The organism is Paraburkholderia tropica (genome assembly GCF_914484835.1).
In the GTDB taxonomy this organism is placed as follows: Bacteria; Pseudomonadota; Gammaproteobacteria; order Burkholderiales; family Burkholderiaceae; genus Paraburkholderia; species Paraburkholderia tropica_A.
The window spans coordinates 356,239-382,652 of the sequence record NZ_CAJZAR010000062.1; the positions used below are offsets into that span (position 1 = coordinate 356,239).

At 63.8% G+C, this 26,414-nt stretch carries 25 protein-coding genes; 13 read left to right on the forward strand and 12 right to left on the reverse strand.

Features of this window, described 5'->3' with window-relative positions:
- Window positions 1-19: 19 nt before the first annotated feature.
- The 6 genes from LDO54_RS22640 to LDO54_RS22665 all read right to left on the reverse strand — a co-directional run bounded on the left by LDO54_RS22640 (window position 20) and on the right by LDO54_RS22665 (window position 7,164).
- Window positions 20-772 carry an SDR family NAD(P)-dependent oxidoreductase gene (locus LDO54_RS22640; protein ID WP_224012894.1) on the reverse strand — a complete coding sequence of 251 codons (753 nt, stop codon included), beginning with the start codon at window positions 770-772 and terminating at the stop codon, window positions 20-22.
- A gap of 73 nt (window positions 773-845) precedes the next feature.
- Window positions 846-2,537, reverse strand: coding sequence for a GMC family oxidoreductase (locus LDO54_RS22645; protein WP_224012895.1), 1,692 nt, complete (start codon window positions 2,535-2,537; stop codon window positions 846-848).
- Window positions 2,538-2,610: 73 nt separating this feature from the next.
- On the reverse strand, window positions 2,611-3,606 hold the full coding sequence (locus LDO54_RS22650) for an ABC transporter permease (protein ID WP_224012896.1): 996 nt from the start codon (window positions 3,604-3,606) through the stop codon (window positions 2,611-2,613).
- A 3-nt stretch (window positions 3,607-3,609) separates the two neighbouring features.
- Window positions 3,610-4,548, reverse strand: a complete 939-nt coding sequence (locus LDO54_RS22655; RefSeq protein WP_224012897.1) for an ABC transporter permease — start codon at window positions 4,546-4,548, stop codon at window positions 3,610-3,612.
- Complete coding sequence (locus LDO54_RS22660; RefSeq protein ID WP_224012898.1) at window positions 4,545-6,068, reverse strand: sugar ABC transporter ATP-binding protein; 1,524 nt, start codon at window positions 6,066-6,068, stop codon at window positions 4,545-4,547. The genes LDO54_RS22655 and LDO54_RS22660 overlap by 4 nt, the downstream gene beginning before the upstream one ends.
- Before the next feature lie 19 nt (window positions 6,069-6,087).
- Complete coding sequence (locus LDO54_RS22665) at window positions 6,088-7,164, reverse strand: ABC transporter substrate-binding protein (RefSeq protein ID WP_224012899.1); 1,077 nt, start codon at window positions 7,162-7,164, stop codon at window positions 6,088-6,090.
- A gap of 151 nt (window positions 7,165-7,315) precedes the next feature.
- Here LDO54_RS22665 and LDO54_RS22670 point away from each other — a divergent pair, with 151 nt between their 5' ends.
- The 8 genes from LDO54_RS22670 (at window position 7,316) to LDO54_RS22705 (ending at window position 14,550) form a co-directional block, all read left to right on the forward strand.
- Window positions 7,316-8,005 carry a GntR family transcriptional regulator gene (locus tag LDO54_RS22670; protein ID WP_224012900.1) on the forward strand — a complete coding sequence of 230 codons (690 nt, stop codon included), beginning with the start codon at window positions 7,316-7,318 and terminating at the stop codon, window positions 8,003-8,005.
- Between the two features lie 79 nt (window positions 8,006-8,084).
- Window positions 8,085-9,185: a lactonase family protein gene (locus LDO54_RS22675; RefSeq protein WP_224012901.1), complete on the forward strand. Its 1,101-nt coding sequence runs from the start codon at window positions 8,085-8,087 to the stop codon at window positions 9,183-9,185.
- Window positions 9,186-9,216: 31 nt separating this feature from the next.
- Entirely contained in the window at window positions 9,217-10,101 is an 885-nt protein-coding gene (locus LDO54_RS22680; protein ID WP_224013000.1) for an NAD-dependent epimerase/dehydratase family protein, read from the forward strand.
- A gap of 15 nt (window positions 10,102-10,116) precedes the next feature.
- Window positions 10,117-11,349, forward strand: coding sequence for an alpha-hydroxy acid oxidase (locus tag LDO54_RS22685; RefSeq protein WP_224012902.1), 1,233 nt, complete (start codon window positions 10,117-10,119; stop codon window positions 11,347-11,349).
- 33 nt (window positions 11,350-11,382) lie between these two features.
- Window positions 11,383-11,910, forward strand: coding sequence for a 2,4'-dihydroxyacetophenone dioxygenase family protein (locus tag LDO54_RS22690; protein WP_224012903.1), 528 nt, complete (start codon window positions 11,383-11,385; stop codon window positions 11,908-11,910).
- Between the two features lie 99 nt (window positions 11,911-12,009).
- Window positions 12,010-12,738 (forward strand): SDR family NAD(P)-dependent oxidoreductase, encoded by a 729-nt coding sequence (locus LDO54_RS22695; RefSeq protein WP_224012904.1) that lies wholly within the window; start codon window positions 12,010-12,012, stop codon window positions 12,736-12,738.
- Window positions 12,739-12,874: 136 nt separating this feature from the next.
- Complete coding sequence (locus LDO54_RS22700) at window positions 12,875-13,864, forward strand: 2-dehydro-3-deoxygalactonokinase (RefSeq protein WP_224012905.1); 990 nt, start codon at window positions 12,875-12,877, stop codon at window positions 13,862-13,864.
- A gap of 23 nt (window positions 13,865-13,887) precedes the next feature.
- Entirely contained in the window at window positions 13,888-14,550 is a 663-nt protein-coding gene (locus LDO54_RS22705) for a 2-dehydro-3-deoxy-6-phosphogalactonate aldolase (protein WP_224013001.1), read from the forward strand.
- A gap of 100 nt (window positions 14,551-14,650) precedes the next feature.
- Here the strand turns inward: LDO54_RS22705 and LDO54_RS22710 are convergent, their stop codons facing one another.
- From LDO54_RS22710 to LDO54_RS22735, 6 genes are read right to left on the reverse strand one after another with little or no spacing between them, the layout of a single operon-like run.
- Window positions 14,651-15,658: an ABC transporter permease gene (locus LDO54_RS22710; RefSeq protein WP_224012906.1), complete on the reverse strand. Its 1,008-nt coding sequence runs from the start codon at window positions 15,656-15,658 to the stop codon at window positions 14,651-14,653.
- On the reverse strand, window positions 15,655-17,229 hold the full coding sequence (locus LDO54_RS22715; RefSeq protein WP_224012907.1) for a sugar ABC transporter ATP-binding protein: 1,575 nt from the start codon (window positions 17,227-17,229) through the stop codon (window positions 15,655-15,657). The genes LDO54_RS22710 and LDO54_RS22715 overlap by 4 nt, the downstream gene beginning before the upstream one ends.
- Entirely contained in the window at window positions 17,219-18,181 is a 963-nt protein-coding gene (locus tag LDO54_RS22720) for a substrate-binding domain-containing protein (RefSeq protein ID WP_224012908.1), read from the reverse strand. The genes LDO54_RS22715 and LDO54_RS22720 overlap by 11 nt, the downstream gene beginning before the upstream one ends.
- A gap of 52 nt (window positions 18,182-18,233) precedes the next feature.
- The gene (locus LDO54_RS22725; RefSeq protein WP_224012909.1) at window positions 18,234-19,592 is read right to left on the reverse strand and encodes an MFS transporter; all 1,359 of its coding nucleotides are present in this window, start codon (window positions 19,590-19,592) and stop codon (window positions 18,234-18,236) included.
- Window positions 19,593-19,633: 41 nt separating this feature from the next.
- A complete protein-coding gene (locus tag LDO54_RS22730) occupies window positions 19,634-20,311 on the reverse strand; it encodes an RraA family protein (RefSeq protein WP_224012910.1) in 678 nt (225 codons plus the stop codon).
- A gap of 27 nt (window positions 20,312-20,338) precedes the next feature.
- The gene (locus LDO54_RS22735) at window positions 20,339-21,319 is read right to left on the reverse strand and encodes a C-terminal binding protein (RefSeq protein ID WP_224012911.1); all 981 of its coding nucleotides are present in this window, start codon (window positions 21,317-21,319) and stop codon (window positions 20,339-20,341) included.
- Between the two features lie 210 nt (window positions 21,320-21,529).
- Here LDO54_RS22735 and LDO54_RS22740 point away from each other — a divergent pair, with 210 nt between their 5' ends.
- The 5 genes from LDO54_RS22740 (at window position 21,530) to LDO54_RS22760 (ending at window position 26,403) form a co-directional block, all read left to right on the forward strand.
- Window positions 21,530-22,276 (forward strand): IclR family transcriptional regulator, encoded by a 747-nt coding sequence (locus LDO54_RS22740; protein ID WP_436975649.1) that lies wholly within the window; start codon window positions 21,530-21,532, stop codon window positions 22,274-22,276.
- Between the two features lie 314 nt (window positions 22,277-22,590).
- Entirely contained in the window at window positions 22,591-23,631 is a 1,041-nt protein-coding gene (locus LDO54_RS22745; RefSeq protein WP_224012913.1) for a sialidase family protein, read from the forward strand.
- 17 nt (window positions 23,632-23,648) lie between these two features.
- Window positions 23,649-24,509 carry an HpcH/HpaI aldolase family protein gene (locus tag LDO54_RS22750; RefSeq protein ID WP_224012914.1) on the forward strand — a complete coding sequence of 287 codons (861 nt, stop codon included), beginning with the start codon at window positions 23,649-23,651 and terminating at the stop codon, window positions 24,507-24,509.
- Window positions 24,510-24,542: 33 nt separating this feature from the next.
- Complete coding sequence (locus LDO54_RS22755) at window positions 24,543-25,481, forward strand: ABC transporter substrate-binding protein (RefSeq protein ID WP_224012915.1); 939 nt, start codon at window positions 24,543-24,545, stop codon at window positions 25,479-25,481.
- A gap of 25 nt (window positions 25,482-25,506) precedes the next feature.
- The gene (locus tag LDO54_RS22760; RefSeq protein ID WP_224012916.1) at window positions 25,507-26,403 is read left to right on the forward strand and encodes a phosphate ABC transporter substrate-binding protein; all 897 of its coding nucleotides are present in this window, start codon (window positions 25,507-25,509) and stop codon (window positions 26,401-26,403) included.
- Window positions 26,404-26,414 lie beyond the last annotated feature (11 nt).

Here is a 26,414-nt window from a genome sequence, read left to right on the forward strand (position 1 = left end):
GGCGCAATGGGTCCGTCGATCAACCGACGACATAGCCGCCGTCGACGGCCAGCGTGGCGCCCGTTATATAGCGCGAAGCGGGGGTCGAAAGAAAAACCGCTGCACCGACGAGATCGTCGGCTTCGCCCCAGCGCTTGAGCGCGGTACGGTCGGCGATTTTCGTTGCCGCGTGCGGTTCGCTCCAGAGGCCGTGCGTCATGGCGGTGCGGTGATAGCCCGGCGCGATCGCGTTCACGCGCACGCCGTCGCGCCCATGCCGGTGCGCCAGCGCGCGCGTCAGGCCGAGAATGCCGCTTTTGCTCGCGCAATAGGCGGGCACTTCCTCATCGGCGAGATAGCTGAGCATCGACGCGATATTGATGATCGTGCCGTGCGAGCGTTTCAGGAGCGGCATCATGGCCGTCGAAAGACGCATCGCGCTGATGAGATTGATATCCACGACATTCAGGAACGTCGCGTCCTCGTATTCCTGACCGGGCCGCGAAATGCCCTGCGAATTGACGAGGATATCGAGGCGGTCGAAACGTTGCGCGAACGCGGCAATCGATTCCGGCGAGGTCACGTTCAGGCTGTCGAATTCGATCCGATCCGTCGCGTGTTCACGTTTGAGTTGCGCGATCTTGTCGGCCGAGCTGCCGGTCGCCGTGACGCGTGCGCCGAGACCGGCGAGCCCCCTGGCGATCTCCAGGCCGATGCCGCTCGTGCCGCCCGATACCAGCGCGGTCTTGCCGGCAAGCAGGTCGGGCGCGAAGCAGGAGAGAATATCGTTCATTGAATGGTTTCCAGTTTAGGCATCCTGATCATGTCGGGGCGATCAAGGAGGCGTCGAATAAGGAGGCGAACGGTTAGAGCGCGGGCATCAGCGTCGCATCGGCCGGGCTAATCAGGGTTGCGGCAGGCGCGCCCGGCAGCGTCTCGCCCATCATCAGCGCCACGCCGCGATCGGCAACGGCATAAGTCGTGGCAACCGTATTGCCGCTGATGATGGTGGGCCACGACGACGTGTCGAACACGCGCAGGCCCGCGATGCCGCGCACGGTCATGTCGTTGCGCAAGACGGCCATGGGGTCGTTGTCCGTGCCCATGCGCGCCGTGCCCGCCGGGTGATAGACGGTCTTGACGGTGCGTCTGCAATGCTCGGCCAGCGCGTCGTCCGAAGCGGATGAAGTCTGGGTGACGGCCTGCTCGTCGGGCAGCACGATCCGGTCGACCATCGCGGCGAGCGGACCTTCGCGCATGATCTGCGCGGCGCGGCGCAGTCCTGCAATCGACAGCCGCAGATCGTCGGGGTGCTCCAGATAGTTCGGATGGACGATGGGCGTAGCGTTCGGGTCGGACGTTTGCAGCGTGACGCGGCCTCGGCTCTTCGGGCGCATCACGCAACTGTTCAGCGTGAAGCCGTAGGTCGCTTTGGTCGACGTTACGTCGGGGTCGAGGTACACGGTCGGCAGGCAGAACATCTGGATCGAAGGCGCGCCGGATGCATCGTCGGGATTGAAGAAGGCACCGGCTTCCACGGCGTTCGACGCAACGGGTCCATTGCGGAACGCGAGATATTGCAGGCCGTTGCGAAGCTGGTTCCAGCCGCGGTCCTGGCCGAAATAGCCTTGCTTGCCGTTGCAGAACGCCACGACCGGCACTTCATGATGATCCTGGAGATTCTCGCCGACGCCCGGCAGATCCGCGATCACCGGAATGTTCAGGCGCGAGAGTTCATTGGCCGGACCGATGCCGGAAAGCATCAACAGCTTGGGCGTGACGAGCGCGCCCGCCGTGAGCACGATCTGATCCGCGAACACCTGCTCGCGCTGCGTTCCACTCTGGATTTCGATGCCCTTCGCGGCGTTTCGCTCGATCAGAATCCGCGTGACCTGCGCGCCGGTGCGGATCGTCAGACGCGAATCGTTCATGACCGGCGCGAGGAACGCGTCGACGCCGCTGCATCGGCGGCCCTGAAACGCGGTGGTCTGGAAGAAGCCCGTCCCCATCTGCGTGCCGCTGTTGAAGTCCGGGTTATAGGGCAGACCGTTCTGCTGCGCCGCGAGCACGAACGCACGCGATACGTCGCTCAGATTGGCGCCATCGGATACTTTCAGCGGCCCGTTGACACCGTGCGCGGCATTGTTGAAGGTCGAGTTGCCTTCGAGCCGCATGAAATGCGGCAGCAACTGCCGATAGCGCCACGACTCGTCGCCGGTGATCGAGACCCAGTCGTCGTAATCGCGCGCCTGGCCGCGAATGTAGACCATCGCGTTGACCGAACTGCCGCCGCCCAGCACCTTGCCCTGCGGGATCGACGGTTGCCGGCCGTTCAAGTGCGGATGCTGCGCGCTGCGGTGGAACGTCATGTAATCGTGATTCGACAGCAGTTTGACGAAACCCGCAGGCATGTGAATGAGCGGGTTGCGATCGGGCGCGCCGGCTTCGACGAGCAGAACGCGCGCGCCGTGATCGCGCACGAGCCGGCCCGCCGTCAGGCATCCCGCCGCGCCCGCGCCGATGACGATGAAGTCGTAGTGTGTCGTTGCTTTAGCCATGAATAAAACCTTGGAACTGATCTGTGGTCCGTCCGCTGGCCCGGCGCGATGGCCATGCCAGCGGGCCGGGCGTTCAGCGGCGCGCTTGCCGCGCCATGCCCGCGAGAATCGCCGCGCCCGCAATCGCGAGGCCTTGAACGATGAGCTTGCCAGACTCGCCCGCACCATACGCGTTGAGCACGTTGAACAGCAGTGTCAGCGCGAAGGCCGCGGCGCCGGGGCCGATGAGCCCGCCACGTCCGCCGCCGAACGTGATGCCGCCCAGAATCACGCCGGCAATCGAATTCATCACCACATCCGCGCCGACGCTGGTCGTGCTCACGCCCACATAGCCCGAGAGCAGGAGGCCGCCGCCCGCAGCCAGCAGTCCGGCCGCGACGTGCGAGGCAATGAACACGCCTTCGACCGGCAGCCCGGAGAGCGCGGCTGCGGCCGGATTGCTGCCGACCGCCTTGAGCAGGCGGCCGAACACCATCAGCCGCAACGGGATGGCAAGCAGCACCAGCACGGCCAGCCAGAGCACGGTTGCGATCGGCACGATGCCGATCTTCGCGCTGCCAAGCACCTGCACGGCGTCGGGCACCGAGCCGGGGCTGCTTCCTGAGCTCAGGAACAACACCGTGCCCGTGAGGATCGACGCCATCGCCAGCGTCGCGATCACGGCGGACGCGCGGAACTGCGTGATCAGCAGACCGTTCACAAGGCCGACCAGCGCACCGATGGCGAGCGCGCCGGCGATCAGCATCGGGGCCGACATCTCGTTGAGCGGCGCGGAGGTGATTACATAGTTGGTGAGGACGAAAACGCCGCCGATCGACAGGTCGATCGACCGGCAGCGCATCACGATCATCTGCGCGGCCACGGCGAGGCCGAGCGGCGCTGCTTGCCGCGCGATCACCATCTGAAACGGCCATTGCAGCAGCACGGGCCTGAAGAACAGACAGAACAGGAGCAGCGCGACGAGCACCACAATCGACGGCGGCACCACATTGACGAACTGGCGCACATTGAAGCGCGGTGCCGCGCGCAGCGTCAGGTTTCCGGTTTCGGAGGCGTGTTGAGCTGGCATGATTTAGATCCCGATTTCTTTGCGGCGACGCAGGCACACCGCGAACAGAAGCAGCGTCCCGTTGACGACGGAGAGCAGGAAGGGATTGATCTGAACGATATTCATCCCGTTGCCGACGATGCTGAGCAGCAGCGCGCCGAAGATCGTGCCGAGCGGGCCGCCGATGCCGCCGCTCAACTGCGTGCCGCCCAGCGCGACGGCCGCGACCGAATCGAGCCCGTACGACGCGCCGACCCACGGGTCGCCCGACGAAATGCGTCCGGCGAGGAAGATGCCCGCAATCGCTGCGAACAGCGCGCAGAGCACGTAAGCGGCGATGGTCGTGCGCGCGACGCTCACCCCCGCGAGCGCGGCGTTATCCGCGCCGCCGCCCACCGAGTAGAGATGCAGCCCGAAGCGCGAGCGATGCAGCAGCGACCACGCGATCCAAGCTGCCAGCGCGACCCACACCACGGCGACCGGCACGCCCATCACCGAGTTGCCGACTGCCGCGGAAATCGGCGCCCAGATGCTGCCGCCGGGCGAAGGCTGGACGAGCAGCACGATGCCTTGCAGGATCGTGCCGGTCGACAGCGTCATGATGATCGGATGCACGCGAAACCGCGTCACGCCGATGCCGTTCACGACGCCGACCAGCGCCGCGCTCAAGACGGTGAGCGCGATCGCGAGTGCGGGCGAGCCGGTCGTCGCGAGGATGCAGGTCGAGAGACTCATGACGACGCCGACCGAAAGATCGAGGCCGCCGGTCAGAATCGGCAGCGTCTGTCCGAGCGCGACGACCAGAAGAGGCGTTGCCTGAACGATCAGGTTGGCGAGATTCTGCGGCGTGCGGAAACTGCTGAACGACACGGCCAGAGCAGCCACGGCGACCAGCAACAGCAGCCCCGATACATATTGGCCGCCGCTACGGTCCGCGCGCCACGACGTGATGCGATTGATCATGCTGTGACTCCTGCGGGTTGGGCGGTCCGCGCGACGGCGGCCTGAAGGATGTCTTCTTCGGTCGCGTCTTTCGCGTCGATTTCCTTCACGATGCGATGGCCGGACACCACCAGCACGCGATCGGCAAGGCCGATCACTTCGGGCAGTTCGCGCGACGTGAAGAGTACCGATCCGCCACGCGCGCAGAACGTGCGCAAGGCGTTGTAGATCTCCACTTTCGCCCCGACATCGACGCCGCGCGTCGGCTCCTCGATCAGCAGCACATCCGCGTCGATCGCGAGCCAGCGCCCCAGCATCACCTTTTGCTGATTGCCGCCCGACAGGTTCACGACAGCCAGCGCGTGACTCGCGGCGCGAATCCGCAAGTCGTCGGACAGGCGCTTGACGAGCGCCGTGAGCGGCCGCGCGAAGGCCCACGGCATCCGGCGCTGATGCACGCCGAGCGTGAGGTTGTCGCGAATCGGCTGATCGAGATACAGGCCTTCGCCTTTACGGTCCTCGGGCATGAAGGCGAAGCCGTTCGCCAGCGCGCGGCGGGCGCTCGCCCGCGGACGGAAGCTCATCGAGGCGCCCGAGCGGCGCTGCAATTCCAGCTTGCCTGTGCAGCCTTTCACGACGCCGGCCAGCGCGCGAACGAGGTCGCGCTGGCCTTGTCCTTCGAGACCGCCGAGCGCTACGATTTCGCCGCGCCGAACGGTGAAGTCCACGCCGGAGCGGCCCGGCGCCGTGCTCAGGCCGCTCACGCGCAGCGCAACGTCATGGCGTGTTTCGGCACGCGGCGGGTAAAGGTGCGCGACGTCGCGGCCCACCATCAGCGAAAGCAGGCGGTCCGGGTTCAGGTCGGCGGTGGCGTACGAGCCCACGAGCTTGCCGTCCTTGAGCACCGTCGCCGTATCGCACAGGTCGAAGATCTCGCGCATGCGGTGCGAAATGTAGAAGATGCACTTGCCCTGATCGCGCAGCTTCAGCAGGAGCGCTTCGAGGCGCTCGACGTCCTTCGTATTGAGCGCGGCGGTCGGTTCGTCGAAGATGAAAATATCGGCGTTGACCGCGAGACCCTTGGCGATTTCAACCGATTGCTGCTCCGCCACGGTCAGCGAACCGACCAGACGGCGCGGGTTGATCTGCAAGCCGATGTAGCCGAGCGCGGCCCGCGCCTCTTCTTCCATGCGCCGTCGATCCACGCTGTACAGCCCGCGCTTCGGTTCGCGGCCGAGGAACATCGTTTCCGCGACCGTGAGATTGGCGACCAGCGAAAACTCCTGAAACACGGTCGATATCCCCGCGTTCAGCGCATCGAGCGGCGACGAAAACTTCACCGGCTTGCCGCGCAGCAACACCTGACCCTCGGTCGGCGTGACCACGCCGGCGATGATTTTCATCAGCGTCGACTTGCCCGCGCCGTTTTCGCCGGTGACGGCGTGAATCGATCCGGCCCGCCCGGTAATGCCCACATTTACGAGCGACGGCACGCCGTCGTACAGCTTGGTGATGTGGGTCGCAGCGATTAACGTATCCATGCGAATGACTCCCGCGTGACTACTTCGAGCCGTAGAACTTTTTGAGGTCGGCGTCGGAGAGCGCGCTCGGCGCCCAGTAGTTGTCGTTCAGGTCAGGCCGGTAGAACTGCGCGAAATTCGCCTTGGTGATGGGCGCGGGGCGCAAGACGTAGTGCTTGTGCAGCGATTCGCCGCTGAGCAGCGCGACGGCGGCGCGAATACCCGCCGCGCCCTGCTCGGACGGGAAGACGGCGGCCGTGGCGTTTGCGCCGCTGTCCTTCCATGCGCGCATGAAGCCGTTATTGCCTTCGCCGGTGATGGGCGGGACGGGCTTGCCGAACTCCTTGAAGACTTCGATGCACGCGCGGCTCATGTCGCCGCCCGAGGACCAGATCCCATCTGGATTAGGATTACTGAGCATCAAGGACTCGCAAACCTGCTTGCCCTTGTTGTAAGACCAGTCTCCGTATTGTTCGGAGGCGATCTTGATGTTCGAACCGGCGAGCGCCTTGCGCAGGCCGTCGTAACGCATGGTGTCGGCGGCAATGCCCGCCTGGCCGCGCAGCACCCAGATATTGCCTTTGCCATGCAGCGTATCGACGAGGAACTTGCCGCCGACCTCGCCGAAGTACAGCGCTTCGCCCTGAATCTCCGTGGTGTAAGCGTCGGTTTCGACTTCCGTCGAATGCACGATCACGGGAATGCCTGCCGCGACGGCCTTCTTGATGACGGGCGTCAGCGCCGTATAGGAAACGGGCGCGACGATGATCGCATCGACCTTCTGCGCGATCATGTCCTCGATATCGGCGATCTGCTTGGCGGGTTTGGAATTGGCGTCGGCGAAAATGAGCTTGCCGATTTCCTTGTGTTTCGCGGCTTCCGCGTCGGTCTCGTGGACCATCTGCGTCATCCAGGTGTTGCCGAAACCCCAGATGCTGAAGCCGATGCGCCAGGGCGGCGCTTTCTTGAACTGGTTCGGCGCGGTCACCGGATTGTTGCCTTCGCGCACAATGGCGCCGGGCATCAATACCGGCTCGGCTGCGTGAGCTGCGACGCCCGCGAGGGCGAGCGCGGCCGCGACAATGGCTTGGCCGAACAAGGCTTTGCGTTGCTTCATGAGTGTCTCTCTCCAGGTTGTCCTGCGTCTTATGTCTTGTGTGCACTGCTTGGCAGCGTCATTCGTGTAGTGTAATATGTCACATGTTAGATGTTGATGTCAACGACATCTGCGACGGCTCGTCGCACTCGAATCGAAAGGAGCAGTGCAAATGAATCGCGTGTTTACGCCTATCACGCATACCCATCTGACCGATCAGGTGTACGACGCGGTGCGGGCCCGCATCCTGAGCCGCGCCATCAAGATCGATGAGCAGATCAACGTGGAAGAAGTGGCCGCCGAGTTGCAGGTCAGCCGCACGCCGGTGGTCGACGCCATCAAGCGGCTGGCGACCGACGGTCTGGTCGAGGTGAGGGCGCGGCGCGGCACGTTCGTCAAAGGCATCACCGAGCAGGATGCGAACGAGATCTTTCAGGTTCGCGAAGCGCTCGAACTGTTCGCGGCGTACCAGGTGATCCACAGCCCGGAGAGCGAGGCGGTGACGGCGCGCATGCAGTCGCTGATCGAGGAGATGAGCGGCTTCATGTCCAACGACGAGTTCCGCGACTACACCGCGTTTTCCATCGCCGACGCCGGTTTCCATAACGCGTTGATCGATGCCTGCGCGAATCAGCGCCTGAAAACCAGCTACGAAAATCTCAACATCTATATGCACATCATGCGCAGCCATTTTTATCGGCCGCTCGTGCCGCCCCGGCGCGTGCATACGGAGCACCTCGCGATTCTCGAAGCCGTCGTGGCGAAAGACGACGCGGCGGCGGCGCGCGCCATCCGCCAGCACCTGGCTTCGACGCGCGAAAAGATGATCAACAACATTCGCAACAGCGGCGGCGTGTTGTAGGCGGCAGCACGCCTGTCCCGAGCACCGGCCAGAAGAAGCCGGGCAGCGGGCCTGCCGGTTCGCCGGAAAGCAAACAATCATGGAGACAAACGTGAACAAGGACGCGGGCAGTACGTCCCTGCTGGCGGTGGGCACTTACACCTTGCCCATGCCGCATGTGGAGGGCAAGGGCGAAGGCATTTATCTGCTGAACTTCGACGCGACGACCGGCCGGTTGAGCGAACTCGCGGTGCAGCGGGCGGCGAATCCGTCGTATCTCACGCAATCGAAGGATGGCCGCCGCCTCTATGCGGTTCGCGAAGTGAACGCCGAAGACGGCCCCGGCGTGAGCACCTATGAAGTCGACGCGGCTGGCGGCTCGCTCAAGTTGCTGGGCGATCTGGCGACGCCGGGCGCGTGGCCGTGTCATGTGGCCGTGAACGAAGACCTGGCCCTGCTGCTCGCATCGAACTACTTGAGCGGCGAAGTGCTCGCCTACGCGCTCGATGCGAGCGGCGCACCGGCGGGCGAGCCAGTCGTGCTCGAACGTGACGGTAGTGGTCCGAACGCCGCGCGTCAGGAAGCGCCCCATGCGCATTGCGCAGTGGTCAGTCCCGACCGTCGCCATGTGTATCTGGCCGATCTCGGCGTCGACGGCGTCGTGCGCCATCCGCTGGACGGAGGCGCGGTCATGAAGACGCCGGACCATCTTCTCAAGGCCGCGCCCGGCGCCGGTCCGCGCCATCTCGTGTTCACCGCTTCGGGCAGCCATCTGCTCGCCAACTACGAACTCGCGTCGACGGTGCGCATGTACCGGCTCGCCGACAATACGGCGGAACTCGTCTGCGAAATTTCCAGCCTGCCCGAAGATTTCAGCGGCGAAAGCGGTGCGGGCGGCATGCGGCTGCATCCTTCGGGCAAGTTCGTCTATGTCGGCAATCGCGGGCATGACTCGATCTTTGGCGCGCGCATCGACGAAGCCGCGGGCACGCTCACGCCGATCGGCACCTGGAGTCTGGGCGGACGCACGCCGAGAGATCTGGCGATCTCCCCCGACGGAAAGCATCTACTGGCCGCCGCGCAGGACGACGGTTTCATCCGCGTGTTCTCGATCGACGCGCAGACGGGCGCATTGACCGACACCGGCTACACCTATCCGATTCCCACCGCAGTGTGCCTCGAATTTATCCAGGGAGAATGACACCGTGAATCAAACTCTGCCCCGCAAGATCATGGTTACGGGCGCTGGCGGCAACCTCGGCCAGAAAGTGGTCGAAGCGCTCACGCGCGCCGAGTGGTGTGAGCAGGTCATCGGCATCGATCGCAGCGGCGACTATTCGAAGTTCTCGGCAGAAGCGCGCAAGCGCCTGCGGCTGGTTCGCGGCGACCTCACGCAACGCGCCGGTGAATGGACTGAGGCGATGGACGAGGTGGATGCGGTCATTCACTTTGCCGCCTTGAATCCCGTACCGGATTCGTCGTGGCTCGACTCTCTGGGGTCGTACGACATGACGCGCAATCTGTTGATGGAATGCGTGCGCGCAGGCGTTAGCCGCTTCGTGTTCGCTTCGTCGAATCATACGATGGGCGCGTACAAGGACATGCCGCTCGCCGAACAGATGGGACCGGGGCGCTTGACCACCCAGATCGCCACGGCGCCCGGCACACGATGGCACGACGGCAAGCGCGAACTGCATTCGCTGGCGTATGGCACCGCAAAAGTCATGGGCGAAAAACTTTGCGCCTCCATTGCTGAGTTGTCCGAAGGACGTTTGAGCACGGTGTCGATACGAGTGGGCTGGGCGCTGACCGGCGATAACAATGCGCGCGACATCACGCATTCGGGCTCACCGGCTTCGACGTCGGATACGACTGAGCTGGACGAGTCCGCGCGCCGCACGCTACGGTGGTTCCGCAACATGTGGCTGTCCAATCGCGATCTCGATCAGTTGTTCATTCGCTCGGTGCTTGCGCCGAGCAACGAATGGCCGGCCCCGGCGATCATCGTCAACGGTGTGTCGAATAACGCGGGCATGGATTGGGATTTGAGCGATGCCATCCGCTATCTCGGCTATCAGCCCGAAGACGACGCTTACCTGCATGTCGAGCGCACATGACGGAATCGCGTGCCCATGACCATCTCCAATATTGAGGATCTGCGTCGGCAGGCGCGGCGCAAGTTGCCTCGCATGTTCTTCGACTATATCGATGGCGGCGCGTTTTCCGAGCGCACGCTGGCGAGCAACACCGAGGACTTCGACGCGTGGACGCTGGAGCAACGCGTGCTCGTCGATCTCTCGAAGCGCGATCTGTCGAGCGAATTCCTCGGCGCGCGTTACTCAATGCCCGCGATGCTCGCACCGGTAGGGTTCGCGGGATCGTTCTGGCCCAACGGCGAGGTCCAGGCGGCGAGGGCGGCGACGCAAGCCGATATCCCGATGTGCCTCTCGACTTTTTCGATCAACTCGATCGAGGAGGTCGGCGCGGTCATGCCGCGCGGCCTCGCGATGCAGCTATATGTATTCAAGGATCGCGAGCTGGCTTCCGAAATCGTCCAGCGCGCGTGGAAGGTGGGCGTGACCACGCTGTTCCTGACGGCCGACACCAACGTTTCTTCCGTGCGGGAACGCGATACGCGCAACGGGTTTCGAACGGCTTCGTCGCTGAAACTCGGTGCCTTGCTGGATCTGCTGTCGCGGCCCGCGTGGTGCCTGCGCATGGGGTTGAACGGCCGGTTGATGCTCGGCAATGTGAAGGGCAAGGCCGGTGTGCCGCACAGCTTGATGGCGCAGGCCGCATATTTATCTGGCAACGTGGACCCGAGCATGAACTGGGCCGATCTCGCGTGGCTGCGCGAGCAATGGCCGGGCAAGCTGGTCGTCAAGGGTGTGCTGTCCGTCGACGATGCGGGACGGGCGCTCGATGGCGGCGCGGACGGTGTTTGCGTGTCCAATCACGGCGGGCGTCAACTCGACGGCGCGCGTTCGTCGATTTCCGTGCTGCCCGAAATCGCGCGGTTTATCGGCGGCCGCGCGGAGGTGTTGCTCGACAGCGGGATTCGGCGCGGTAGTCATATCGTCAAGGCAATCGGTCTGGGCGCGGACGCCGTGCTGCTCGGGCGCGCCTATGCCTATGGACTCGGCGCGGCCGGGCGCAAGGGCGTGAGCCAGGCGATCGAATTGCTGCGCACGGAAACGGAATTGACGCTCGCGCTGATGGGCATGCGCTCGATCGACGAATTGCGCGCGAATCGCGACGCGGTGCGCCATCGCTGTCATCAGGTTGAGCAAGCTCGCGCCGTTGCCGTCGGCGAGTTGCTCGACGCTGCGATCCGCACGCCAGGTAACTCGACTGTCAACCATTGAACGTCCCCGATAAAAACATCACGGAGAACTACCATGTCGGAAATCATCGAGAAGTATTCCCCCATGACGCCGTACCAGCTGCCGTTTCCCAAGGAGGCCCAGCAGGAAATCGTCGTGCCGTTCGCCATTCCCGACGACGAGCGCGTATGGGTGCCGCAGGCGGAGAATGTCTCGTTTCGTCCTCTCTGCCTGAACGCATCGCAGGGTTACTGGATGAATCTGCTGCGCGTGCGCAAGTCGGGCGTGCTGAGCCGTCATCGCCATCCGCAGAGCGTTCACGGCATGGTGCTGAAGGGGCGCTGGAAGTATCTGGAGCATGACTGGACCGCCACCGAAGGCAGCTACGTCTACGAGCCGCCGGGGGAAACCCACACACTTTACGTGCCGGATGACGTGGAGGAGATGATTACCTATTTTCAGGTGAACGGCGTGATGTTCTATTGCGATCCGTACGGCAACTACACCGGTTACGAAGACGTTTTCACCAAGATCGATATGTGCAGAAAACACTATGCGTCGGTCGGACTGGGTGAAGACTACGTCGATCAATTCATTCGCTAATCAGGTTCAGTCAACCGTTGCCGTTCAATTTTATGTAAATCGTGTAGTAGTACACATGAAGACAATTTGAAACAGCAATCCCCTAATTCTGGAACTGACATGACGTTCAAAGAAGGACTCCTCGAAGGGAGAGTCGCGCTGGTGACAGGCGGTCGTACGGGCATTGGCGCGGCGATTGCCAATGGCCTGTCGCAGCTCGGCGCAAAGGTCGTCGCGGCAGGCTTGCCGCCGCCGGCCGATACGCCCGACGCGCTCGCCGGCACGGTGGAACAGGTCGCGCTGGACGTGTGTTCGACCGACGAAGTGAATGCGGTGCTTGGCCGGTTCGAACGGCTGGACATCGTGGTGAATTGCGCCGGTGTGATCCGGCGCGGCGACGAGCACAAGGTCGAGGTGTTCGAAAAGGTTCTCGACATCAATCTGAACGGCACCATGCGCGTGTGCGCGGGCGCACGCGCGCTGTTGAAGCAATCGTCGGGCTGCATCGTCAACACGGCTTCGATGCTGAGTTTCTTTGGCGGCGGACTGGTACCTGCCTATAGCGCGAGCAAGGGCGCGGTCGCGCAATTGACCAAGTCGCTGGCGATTGCCTACGCAGCCGATGGCATTCGCGTCAACGCCGTCGCGCCGGGCTGGATCGCGACGCCGCTGACCCAGACGCTTCAGAACGACGATGACCGCTCGCAGGCGATTCTCGGCAGAACGCCGCTTGGCCGCTGGGGTTCGCCGGAAGAAGTGGCGCAAGTCGCGCTGTTTCTGTGTACGCCCGCCGCGTCGTTCATGACGGCGGCGATCGTGGCCGTCGACGGCGGTTACCTCGCGGCATAGCCTCAATGCAGCGGTGGCGCGCGACAGAAAGCGCGCGCACCGTGCATTGTCAACGCGCCCCGTGCACGTCGGCGCCTGTGATACGCGGCGTGATGCGAAGTGTCCGGCGCAGGGATTCCTGTAGCAGGAAACATGCATGGACATTCAATTCACCGAAACGCCCGCGCTGATAGGGCTCGATTGGGGCACGTCATCACTGCGCGCCTATCTGTTCGACGCCACAGGAGGCGTGCTCGACTCCCGGCATTCAGCCAGCGGCATCATGCATTTGCCGAAGCCGCGCGAGTCCGGCGGCTTCGACGAAGTGTTCGAATCGTTATGCGGCGACTGGCTGAATGCGCACGCTGTGCCGGTGATCGCCGCCGGCATGGTCGGCAGTGCACAAGGCTGGGCCGAGGCGCCTTATGTCGCCGCGCCCGCGAACTGCGGACCGCTGATCGGCGCGTTAAAAACGGTCTGTTCGTCGCGCGGCGCGGCGATCCATATCGTGCCGGGCATCATCGAACACGGCGCGTTCCCTAACGTGATGCGCGGCGAGGAAACGCAAATCTTCGGCGCGCTGGCGGCGCAGCCCGAACTCGGCGCTGGCGGCAAGACGCTGATCGGCTTGCCAGGCACGCACGCGAAATGGGCGTTCGTGGTCGACGGCCATATCGAACGTTTCCTCACGTTCATGACCGGCGAAGTGTTCGCCGTGCTGCGCGACTACACCATTCTTGGCCGCACGATGCATCCGTGCGCTGGCAGCGACGATGAAGCGTTCCTGCGTGGTGTCGATATGGCCGTGCATTGCGGCGCGACCGGCGTGCTTTCTACCATCTTCAGTACGCGCACACTCGGGCTCACCGGTGAGCTGCGGCCGGAACAGCAATCGGATTACTTATCGGGCTTGTTGATCGGCCACGAACTCGCGGGACTGTCGAATCATCTGGCAGGCGAGGACTCGACTCTGGACGACTGGAAACTCGGCCTGATCGGCGGGGCGGACCTGTGTGAACGGTATCGCACTGCGCTCGCTCGAATCGGCGCCGCCGAGGCGCGCATCCTTCACGGAACAACCGAGCACGGACTCTTCCATATCGCACGCGACGCGGGGCTGCTGCCAGCGATCGCACGCGCTCACTGAATCCCTGAATGAACAATCCGATCATGAATTTCGAATCCGATGATTCGCCGCGTCTGGCGATCCGCTCGCAACTGAATGCGGCGCTAAACGCCTGCCCGTTGATCGCCATTTTGCGTGGCATTACGGTGCAGGATGCCGCTGCTCACGCAAGCGTGTTATACGAAGCGGGATTCCGCATCATCGAGGTGCCGCTCAATTCGCCACGCCCGATAGACAGCATTCACGCGATCCGGCAAGCGTTGCCCGCCGACGCCATCGTGGGCGCGGGTACGGTTCTGCGTCCGCACGAAGTGCGCGACGTACAGGCGGGCGGCGGTCAATTGATCGTCATGCCGCATGGCGATCCGGCGGTGATTGAGACCGCGCGCGAGTGCGGTCTCGCGACGGCGCCGGGTGTGGCCACGCCGACCGAAGCCTTCGCCGCGCTGAATTGCGGCGCGGATGTGCTTAAGCTGTTTCCGTTCGAGCAGTTGGGCCCGCGCGTGCTCAAGGCGTGGCGCAGCGTCATGCCTGCGGATACGGTGTTGATTCCCGTGGGTGGCGTGCAGCCCGCCGATATCGTGTCTTTGACGGCGGCGGGCGCGAATGGCTTTGGGTTGGGATCCGGGCTGTATAAGCCGGGGCAGAGCGTCGGCGTAACGAGAGAGAATGCGCAGAAGTATCGTCACGTCATCAAGCCTGCTTAACGTTTGAACGCGCCGCGGCGCGTTCTGCACATTGCGGTGGTTGCGTGGGCGGCATCGGTATTGAACGCCGCGCCACGCAACATGTCGATTGGAGAGATGTTCAGCGACGCTTGTCGGTCACCTGGCTGAGCATGACCGCGCCGACAATCAGGCCGCCGCGCACGACATACTGCCAGTACTCAGAAACATTCAGCAGCGTCATGCCATTGCCGATCACGCCAAGAAACAGCACGCCGACAAAGGTGCCCCAGATGCGCCCTTTGCCGCCGAACAGACTGGTTCCGCCGATGATGGTCGCGGCGATCACGTCGAGTTCCATGCCGGTGGCGGTCGTGCCGGTGCCCGAGCCAATCTGCGAGGCGATCAGAATGCCGCTCACCGCGGCAAGACCGCCGGTCAGCACCAGTGTGGCGGTCTTGATCCACGACACCTTGATGCCCGAGAGGCGCGCTGCCTCAGGATTGCCGCCGACTGCATAGACGGCGCGGCCGAACGTGGTGTAATTCATCACGAAGTGCATGATGAGCACCACCGCCACGAAGACGAAGGCCGGAAACGGCAGGCCAAACAAGGCGCCGTTGCCGACAAAATCGAACCAGCCGGGAAACGTCGCCAGCGGGTAGCCGCCCGTGATCAGATTGGCGGCGCCGCGCAGCGCGGTAAACAAACCGAGCGTCGTAATGAAGGTCGGCACATTGAACACCGCCTTCATCGCGCCACTGAACGCGCCGCAAGCCATGCCGCAGACGATTGCGGCGCACGCGCCGAGCACGACCGCCGCAACGCTCCCAACCAGCGGCGTGCAGATGCCCACCACCCACGCGAGAATGCAGCCTGCCAGCGCCATGCCCGAGCCGACCGAAAGATCGATTTCGGCGCAGATGATCACGGCGGTCATGCCGCAGGCGACGAGGCCGAGCATGGAGATCGCCCGCATCACATTGAGCAGGTTGGACAGCGTGGAAAAGCCCGGCGCGTAGATCGTGAGCATGACGGCCACGAGAATCAGCACGACCTCGAGCATGTAGCGATAGAGCAGCCCGTCCGTGGGCTGCCGCGTTCTCGCGGGCGACGTCGTGCTCGTCAAGGTGCTTTCTTTGGCGTTCATTGCACGCCCTCCATCATGATTTGGTAAAGATCGTCGAGTGCGATCGTTTGCGGGTCGACCTCGGCCACGAGCCGCCCGTGATGCATGACGAGGATGCGATCGCAAACCTCGAGCAATTCCTCGGGCTCGCTCGACACCACGATCGCGCTCATGCCGTGCAAGGTCTTTTCGCGGATGATGCTGAAGATCTGCTCCTTCGCCTGGATGTCGATGCCACGGCTCGGTTCATCGAAGAACATCACGCGCGGATCCGTGTTGAACCAGTTGCCCAGCACGACCTTTTGCTGGTTGCCGCCCGACATCGACGACACCGGCAGTTGCGCGTCCTGCGCCTTGATGGCCATTTCTGCGATCTGCCGGCGGACCGGCTCCGCTTCCATCCGGCTGTTGACGAAACCGAAGCGCGACAAGCGCGCAAGACCGGCCAGGCACAGATTCGCGTGAATGGAATGCGTCTGGACGAGTGCGTGCTCCTTGCGGTTCTCCGGCGTGTAGCCCAGGCCGCGCTTTTTCATGGCGGCGGGCGAGGGGGTGTCGACGGTTTCGCCGTGCAGTTCGATCGTGCCGCCATCGAGCGGGTCCGCACCGAAGATTGAACGGAGCAGTTCGGTGCGTCCCGCGCCGAGCATGCCCGCGATGCCCAGCACTTCACCGCGCCGCAAATCGAAATGGATGTCCTCGAATACGCCTTTGCGATGCAGGTGCCGAACCGAGAGCGCGGGCTGATCTGCGCCGAGCTGGCGCGGCTGGACGCGCGCCGGCATGTGATGCTCGCCGAACATGGCGCGCACGACTTCCTTGGGGCTCGTCTGCGCGATCGGCACCGAACTGATGTGGTCGCCGTCGCGCAGCACCGTGCAGGTATCGGCAATATCGAAGATCTCGTTCATGCGGTGCGTGATGTACAGCATCGTCACGCCGTGCGCGCGCAGGCGGCGCACCAGCATGAAGAGGCGCTCGACTTCGCGATGACTAAGCGCCGAAGTCGGCTCGTCGAGCAGCAGCACGGCGGGCGAGGTCGCGTAAGCCTTGACGATCTCGACCATCTGCTGCTGACCGACCGGCAGCTTCGACACCAGCACGTCCGGCGGGATCTCCAGCCCGGTGCTTTCGAGCATGCGGACGGCGTCCTCGCGCAGCTGTTTCCAGTCGATGCCGCGCACAAACCCTTTGCGCGCAATCGGCAAGCGTCCGAGGAAAATGTTCTCGGCGACCGAGAGCGTGGGCACGAGCGACAACTCCTGGTGCACCATGCGGATGCCGGCGTCGAACGCATCGGACGGGTGATGGAAGTCGCACGCTTCACCGTTGATGAGGAGCTTGCCCGCGTCCGCGCGAATCGAACCGGCCAGGATCTTCAGCAACGTCGACTTGCCTGAGCCGTTCTTGCCCATCAGCGCGTGAATTTGCCCGGGCTCGAACGTGTGCGTGAAGGGCCTGAGCGCGACGCTGGCGCCAAAGCTGCGGGACAAGCCGCGCGCTTCGATACGCGCGGTCGTCGGATAGCGTGCTCGTTCGTCGGAGCCGGGCGCGAGCGCGGCAGGCGTGTCAGCCGGGATTTCAATTGACATTTTTGAGGCTCGCGGCGTAATTGGCGAGCGTCTTGGGATCGTCGCGGCTCAGCGGCACGGCGGGCACCTCGATGACCTTGTCCACCGGCTGTCCCTTGACGGCCTTGAGCGCCGTCTTGACTGCTTCGCGGCCGATCAGCCTGGGCTGTGCGGCGGTGGTGGCCACCAGCACGTCGTCGTTATCCTGAAGAAAGCTCGTCAACTGCTCGGAGCCGTCGGTGCCGAAGACGAAGACTTTGCCCTGCTTGTTCATGCGCCGCACGGCCTGGACCGCGCCCACGGTGCCGCCTTCGTTGGCCGCGTAGATGACATTGATGTTGGGGTTGGCCGTGAGCATGTCGCTGACCACGCTCACGGCTTTTTCCGCGAGCCACGCATCCTGCTCCGCGACCACATTGAGCTTGCCGCCCTTGCGCGCTTCGGTGAGGAAGCCTTGCGTGCGCGCGTTGCTCAACTCCGGCAGTTGCGCCTTGAAGCCGATCAGTCCAACCGTGGCGGAGCCGCCGAGTTTCTCCTTGATGAAGCGAGCGGCGGCCTTGCCGGTTCCGCCGCCCATGATCGCGCCGGATGAACCGACGCGCGCGACCGGAAAGTCGGCCTTGATATCGGTGGTCCACGTGACGATCTGTACGCCTTTGTCGTGCGCCCGCTTGAGTGCGGGAATCGACGCCTGATCGCTGAGCGGCGCAATGACGATGGCCTTCACGCCGCGCGCCACGTAGGTGTCGATCAGGCTGGCTTCCTTTTCGGCCTTGTTGTCGGAGTTGCCGTCGAGCAGGGTGACGTCTTCCGCCTTGGCTTCGTCGCTCATGCCGCGAGCGACGCTGCGCATGAACATGTCCTGTTGAAAGACGATACCGGCAATGGAAGTGCCGTCCGCGGCGTGGGCCACGCCAGCATTGAAGGCGAAGAGGGCCGCGATCGCGAGCAGGGGCAGGTTACGTAGTTTCATCATCGACGTCCTTGATCGTTGGAGAGTTTTCTTGAACGAAGCAACGGGTTGTTCAGGTAGCGGAGATCTGGATGGAGGCGTTCAACGCGTCTTCTTGCACGGCGATGATCGGCTGGCGCACGAACCGGTGATAGATGCCGGCGCCCAGCACGGAAACGAATGCCGATATGACGAACACCGACGCGAACGACCCTGTGGCATCCACGATCACGCCCGCGACGAGCGGCGAAACCGTCGCGCCGAGAAAGCCCCCGAAGTTCTGCACCGCGCCGACCGAAGCAACCGTCGACGGCGCAGTGACTTCGGCAGGCAGCGACCACGCATGCGCCACCACCGCGCCGTTGAAGCCGAGCGCGAACGCCATCAGCAGAACGGCGAACGTCAGACCTTGCGTCGCGCCGAAGAGGCTGTTGAGCGGCAGCAGCGCCAGCACGACCGCCTGCAGCAGCAGGGCGCCTACGAGCGTGACTTTCTTGGCGCGCAGGGTGCTCCAGCCGGGTCGTGCGGCGAGCTTGCCTGAGAGGACTCCGCTGGCTAGGTCGCCGATGATGGCGCCGATCCACGGCACGCTGGCGATCAGGCCGAGCGATGCGAATTTCACGCCGAACTGCTTGATGATGAAAAGCGGAATGAAGACCAGGAAGGTCTGGTAGACCCACATGTTGCAGAAGAAGCCGGCCATCATGCCCCACATGCTGCGGCGTTTGAACAGCGTGAACCAGGGTACGCGTGATTCCGTTCTGGATGATGATTCGTGATCCTGATCGATCCATTGGCGTTCCTCGTCGCCCAGATGCTGACAGCGATCCACGTCGCGGAAACTCGCCAGGAAGACGACGGCGACGACAATGCCGGCGGCGCCCGCAAAGTAAAACATCGTGCGCCAGCCGAGTTCCGCCACGACCCACACGAGCGCAAACGTCAGAAAGGCGGGGCCGACTTTCAGCGCCGCGTCCCAGCTTGCGTTGGCGATGCCTTGCTCGCGGCGCGGAAACCATTGCGTCACGATCTTGTTGGTGGACGGCAAGGATGGCGCTTCGGCGATGCCAAGTGCCGCGCGGGCGCAGACGAATGCGCCGAGCGAATTCGAAATCCCCATGGCGGCGGTCGCCGCGCTCCAGACCGTGACCGAAATGCCCAGCAGCCAGCGCGGCCCGAAGCGATCGACGAACCAGCCCGCGGGCAATTGGCCGAACGCGTAAAAGAGCGAAAACGCGCTGCCCAGCAGGCCGATTTCGGTCGCGGTGATGCCGAGATCGGCCTGCATGGCAGGCGCGGCGATCGACAAGGCGAGGCGGTCGATGTTGTTCACCAGCGCGAGCAGGCACAGCAGGGCGAGGACGTACCAGCGGCGTCGGCCTCGCGGTTTGGGTAGCGCGCGCATCGGCGCGCCTTTGAGATGGGTATGCATACGGTGTCTCCTTCTTGTCTGCCAGCCTGCAGGCGCGCGGACTAGATGCGTCCGAACTTCGCGAGCAGGTCCTGGAAGGTCTTGCCTTCCAGGATGAGTTCGCGCATTTGCGCTTCGTTGCGCGCGATCGTTGCGGCGCGTTCGTGAACCTCGGCCATCTGCGCGACTGGCACCACCGCCACGCCGATTTCGTCGGCGACCACGAGGTCGCCCGGGTTGACGATCACGCCGCCGCACGAGACGGGAACGTTGACCTTAAGCGGCTCGCGGCGTCCCGAGAGTGCCGTGTGCGCCTGGCGCGGGCCGACGGCCTTTGACGAGATCGGGAAATCGAGGAAGCGCGCTTCGTCGGTGTCGCGGCAGCTTCCGTCGATCACCGCACCGACGATTCCCGCGTTCTTCGCGAGCCCCGTCATGAGGCCGCCCCAGATCGACGTTTCGGTTTCGCCGAATGCGTCGATCACGACGACGTCGCCGGGACGCGCGACCGTGAAGATTTCGAGGCAGTCGACGATGTCGCCCGCCGTCAACTGAACCGTCAAGGCGGGGCCGATGATCTTGTGATCGGCCGCGCGCGGCTTGATGTCGTGGCGCATGGTGCCGTTGCGCTCAAACGCGTCGGATACCACACAGGAAAGCGACATGACGTCGGCCATGGCGACGAATCGCGCGATCAGGTCGGCGTTCAACTCGGGACGCGGGTTGATGATGATGCTCATTTCTATTCCTGAAGTAGTACTAAAAGATCAGTTGCGAAAAGGCACCGCGTTAGGCGGCACCTGTCCCAGCAGCACGGCACGCACGTTTTCGGCGGCGACGCGGCGAGCCTCGTGCAGCGCATCTTCCGAAACATAGGCGACATGCGGCGTGATGATGCAGTTGTCGAGCGCGAACAGCGGGTTGTCGCCCGGCGACCAGTCGGTTTGCTTGGCGGGTTCTTCCTCGGTGTCGTCGAGCGCCGCCGCGGCGAGCCGGCCGCTGGTGAGCGCGCGATGCAGCGCCGCGTTGTCGACGATCTTGCCGCGCGCGCAATTGACCAGCAGCGCGCCGGGTTTCATGCGCTCGATGGCTGCTTCGTCGATCAGGTGATGCGTTTCGGGCGTGTACGGGCACATCACGTCGACGAGATCGGCGTGACGAAGCAGTTCGTCGAGGTCGACCTTGCGCACGCCGTGGGATTGCATCACGCCAGCCGAAACATACGGGTCGTACGCGAGCAGCTCCAGCCCGAACGGCTTGAGTTTGCGCGCCATGTTCTGCGCGATGCGCCCGAACCCGACAAGGCCGAACACGCTGCCGCGCAACCGCCGGATAGGCCGGTTCCAGGCCGACCAGTGCCAGGTTCCGCGCCGCGTGGCGTCGGCGTAGGTGGGAATCGAGCGCAGCAGCGTGAGGGCCATGCTGATGGAATGATCCGCCACCTCTTCGAGACAATAGTCCGGCACGTTGGTGACGACGATGCCCGCCGCGTGGGCCGCCTTGACATCGAGGATGTCGAGGCCGATGCCGTAGCGTGCGATGACCTTGCATTGCTCGAGCGAGCCGATCGTATCGGCGGAAATCCTGGCGTATTGCTGCATCAGTGCATCGGCGTCGCGTGCGGTTTCTGCGAGATGCGCACCCGAGCGGTCCTGTAACCCGATAACCTGCGCCCCGATGGGAGCCAGCACGGATTCCTCGATGGCGAGGTCGGGGTAATCGTGGTCGGTGACGTACACCTTGTACACGTTGATGTCCTCCTTCAGGTTTGACGTGTGTGCCGCAATCTAATTTGTTGCGTAATACGCAACACGGATGTATATTTCGCAACACAGGCTCGACGTTACCCTTCGCAGGTCGTCGGGGCAACCAAGGGAAAACGCGTAGGCATGCGTGCGCCGCGTCGATTTTTCCGCGACGGCTGGGCGTCCGGCCGCGATAGAGAGAGGAGAAAAGCCGTGTCACAAAGCATCGAACGCGCGATCGACGTGCTGATTTTGCTGGGCGACGGACCACAAACGCCGGCGGAGGTCGCGCGTCGGCTCGACGTTCATCGTTCGACCGCGCTGCGCATCATGGAGGTGTTGCAGGCGCAACGGCTGCTGCGCAAGCTCGCGGACGGGCGTTATGGTGTCGGGCCTGGCATCGTGTCTCTAGCGCATCGCGCGCAGGACCAGTTCAATCTCGCGCAGCTTGCGCATCCGCATCTCGTTGCCTTGAGCGAGTTGCGCGATCAGACCGTGCATCTTGCCGAGTTGCAGCACGACACGATCGTCTATATCGACAAGATCGAGCCCAAGCGGTCCATTCGCCTGACGTCGCGCATCGGTCAGGCGGTCTGTCTGCATACGGCGAGTGTCGCGAAATGCATTCTCGCGTCTCTGCCCGATGACGCGAGAGCGGCGCTTTTCGAGAATTATGTGTTTGAGAAGCACTCGCCGACGAGCCTGGTTTCCTATGAGGCGCTGGAGCGTGAACTCCGGGCAGTGCGCGAGCGCGGCTGGGCGACCGACGACGGCGAGCGCGAGGATTACGTGACGAGTATCGGAGCGCCCATTCGCGACGTGAGCGGACAGGTGGTCGCGGCGGTGTCGGTCATCGAACTCAAGGCGATCCATGACCTCGAGGCGATGCAGAAACTCATGCTGGAGCCGTTACTGGAAACGGCGAATGCGATATCGCGCGATCTTGGGTGGAATAGTTAGCACCGGGCACTTAAAGATCCGGCAAGTTGTCGGTCGGCTCAAGGACTCGGCACACGTAGCCACGGCAGAGAAACCTCCGCTCCACCGTTTAACGCTTTTCAATTTTCCTTCCAGACCACTTCCTCTTCAGCGTGCGCGCGCCTAGCGGCCCGACTCAGCAAGAACTGATCGCGACGGCTCATTTCGAATGACAAAGCGTAGCCGCCCCGCCATACACTGCATTCCGTCAGTTGAAGACAACCGGGACCAACGCCCGGATGAATCGACACAAGGCCCGCGCCGATGGCGCGCGGCACGAAAACGATGGAGGCGTTATGCGCAAATTGATGTTGGTCGGCACCGCCGTTACGCGGCCCGAGGCGATCGGTTCGCTGTTCAGACTCGAACCCGGCGGCGAATGGGAGCAGGTGAGCGATATTCCGGCCGATGCGTCGGTGCAGGCGATCACGCCGCATCCCACGCGTGAGAATGTGATCTACGTGGCGGCGCGCAAGGGCGTGTTCCGTTCGACCGATGGCGGCGAGTCGTGGCACAAGCTGAACGTGACCGACGAAGATGTGCAGTTCTGGACCGTCGTCGTCCATCCGCAAAAACCCGACGTGCTGTTCGCGGGCACCGGCCCAGTCGGCGTTTATCGTAGCGACGATGGCGGCGAAACCTGGCGCAAGTGCCATGCGCATCATCCTGAACGCTTCCAGATCCGCTTCGGCCACTCGCGCGTCATGCGCATTGCGTTTCACCCGACGAATCCCGCGATCATGTACGCCTGCGCCGAGATCAACGGTTTCCTCGTCAGCGAGGACGGCGGTGAAACCTGGCGCGGCGAGCCCGAAGGCCTCGTGAAGCTGGCCGATGCGCCGCATCTCAAGAGCAAGATCGAAACCGACGACGACACCGAAGGCATGTTCGATGCCCATTCGGTCTGCACGACGCCGGCCACGCCCGATTCGCTGTTCTATATCTGCCGTCTCGGCATCTTCGAAAGCACGGACAAGGGTAAAACCTTCCGCGATCTCGAAGTGGGGAAGTTCGCACCGTTTCAATACACGCGTGAATGTCGCTTTGTATTTGGGACTCCGAAGAAAATGTATGCCTGCTTCAGCATCTCGTCACGCAGTGAGGCGGGCGCGCTGTATGTGAGCGACGACCTCGGCAAGACATGGGCGCGCGCCGACTCGGCCGTCGAGCCGCGCAGCACGATGATGGGCTTCGGCACGCACGTGAGCGATCCCGATGGCGTGATCACGGTCACGCGCGGCGGCCAGGTGTTCTTCACGACTGACGGCAGCGAAAGCTGGACGGAAAAACAACTGCCTGCGCAGGCAGGCGACGCGTTCTGCGGCGCCATTCTTTGAGAGCGGAGAGGATCGACATGTCGGAACGACTCAACGGCATCATCCGCGCGCTGGAAAGCGGACGCGGCATCGCCTTTACCTCCTTCATTCAGGCCGAGATCGAGAACGCGGTCAGCTTCGCGCAGTCGTCGAATGACGGCGTGGTCTTCGAACTCGAACACACGCCCTGGGACATCGGCGCGCTGCGCAACGCCATGCAGTTTCTGCTGCTGCGTCAGCGCATCGCGCAGAGCGCTTCGGTCGCCTGCCAGATGACGCCGCTCGTGCGCATTCCGCCGAGCGGCAGCGAGATGAACCAATGGTTCGCCAAGCAGGCGCTCGATCTCGGCGCGTACGGCATCGTGTGGCCGCGCATCAGCACGGCAGAGCAGGCCTATAACGCGGTGGCGGCTTGCCGTTATCCGCGTCTGCCGGGTAAGCCGCTTTACGAACCGGCCGGTTTGCGCGGCGACGCGCCGATGCCCGCCGCACGCTATTGGGGCCTCTCGCAGCAGGAGTATTACCGCAAGGCCGACGTCTGGCCGCTCGCACCGGAAGGCGAAATTCTCGTGACCTTGATGATCGAGGACACGGCGGCGATCGAGAACCTGGAAGAGATGGTCAAGCGCGTGCCGGGTATCGGCGTGCTGCTGATCGGCGAGGGCGATCTCACACAGGAGCTGGGCTGTCCGCGCGAATACGACAACCCGGAACTGCTGCGGCTGATGGCGCACGTGCGCGAGATCGGCAAGGCGTACAACATTCCGGTCGGTCATCCGCACGTGAACGAGAACAACGTGTCGCGCGTCATCGACGAAGGTTATCGCTTCCTGATGACGTTCCCGAAGCGCGATTTCGGTGCGCTGGACAAGGGCCGTCAACTGGCGGACCGTGTTTGAGCGTGCCATCGACGCAGACAGGGAGACATCGACATGACTGAAAAATATTCCATCGTTCTCGGCCGTCATGGTCAGGTCGAGGATCTGCGCAGCGGCGCGGTGAGCGTGGAAGGCGCCGAACTGGCGTTCATCGACGTCAAGCGCATGCCCGACGCCTATCGCAGCATGGCGCGCAGCCAGCCTTACGACATCTGCGAAATGGCGCCGACGTCGTATCTGATGGCGCACGCAGCAGGCGCGCCCATCACGGCGCTCGCCTTGCCGATGACGCGCCGCTTTCGCCACGCGGGTTTGCAGCGTCTGAAAGATTCATCGATTCGGTATCCGAAAGATCTGGAAGGGCGGGCAGTGGGCGTGCGCGCCTATTCGGTGACGGCTGCCGTGTGGACGCGCGGCATTCTCGCCGATGAATACGGCGTGGACTTCGACAAGGTCACGTGGCTCACGGAAGAAGACGAGAACGTCGAGACCTTCGTGCTGCCCGCGAACGTGCGGCGCGTGGCGAGCGGCGCATCGCTCGCGCAGATGATGAACGATGGCGAGCTGCAAGCCGGCTTCGGCGGTCTCGCGGGCGTCGGTGCGGATCTCGACGACCGGCTCGTCGATCTGGTCGAGGACGCTGCTGCACGCGAGGCAGACTGGTATCGGCGCACCGGCATCTATCCGCTGCATGGCGTGATCGTGGTCCGCAACGAGGTGCTTGCGCGCTCGCCGGATCTGCCGCGTCGCCTGTTCGAAGCGTTCGCGCAGACCAAGGAGAACTATCTCGCGCGCGTGCGAAGCGGGGAGGCGGACGGTCCCGAGGACAAGCGCTACCGGCGTCTTGCCGATGTGGTTGGCGATCCGTTGCCCTATGGCCTCGCGCAGAACGCGAAGTCGTTCGAGGCGCTCGTGGACTACGCCCACGCGCAGCGCCTGATCGCGCAGCGTCCGCCGCTCGCCGCGGCGTTTCTCGACCCGAACGCGGTCTAGTCACAGCATGCTTATCGAGGAAACGATGAATACCGCTTCCCTGCTTTCCGTGTCCACGATGCTGGGCACGTATCCCAAGACCCAGCCGCTCAAGGACGGCACGCTTGCCTCGTCGCTCGTGCGACTCGATTTCGCCGACGTGGACACCGCGCAGAAGGCCTTCAAGGACGTGGTGCGTCACGAGAAATACGACGTGGCCGAACTCGCCATCGTCACCTTCCTGCAGGCTTTCGAGGCGGGCAAACCCTATGTGATGCTGCCGTTCGTGATGAATGGCGGGTTCCATCACAAGAGCCTCGTCGTGCGCGATGGCGCGACGTTCACGGCGCGCGAGCTGGCCGGCCGCCGTGTGGCGATGCGCGCCTACACGCAGACCACGCCCACCTGGGTGCGCGGCATCCTCACCGACGACTACGGCGTGCAGCTTGCCGATGTGCAATGGCTGAGCCAGGAAGAGGCGCACGTGGCGGACTACGCGGAGCCCGCGTGGGTTTCGCGGCTCGCCTCCACGGCGAGTCTCGAAGCGATGCTGCGCGCGGGCGAAGTGGACGCCATCATCGCGGGCGGCGGGCTGTCGGGCGAGCCGGGCATCCGGGCGCTGATTCCCACGCCCGCCGAAGCGGCGGCGGCCTGGCACGCGCGCACGCATGCGGTGCCGATCAACCACGTGGTCACGGTCAAGCGCTCGCTGGCCGAGTCGCGGCCGGACGCGGTGCGCGAAATCTACCGGCTGCTGTGCGAGGCGCGCGAACGCGCGCTCGCGGGCAAGCCGCCGGGCGGCGTCGATCTGCAGCCTAAGGGTTTTGCGGAACTGGCGCCGGCTCTCGAACTGGCGATACGGTACGCATTCGAACAGCGGCTCATCACGCGCCGCTATACGCTGGAAGAGTTGTATGGCCCGGTGCTGGATATCCTGGCCTGACGCATCGAAGA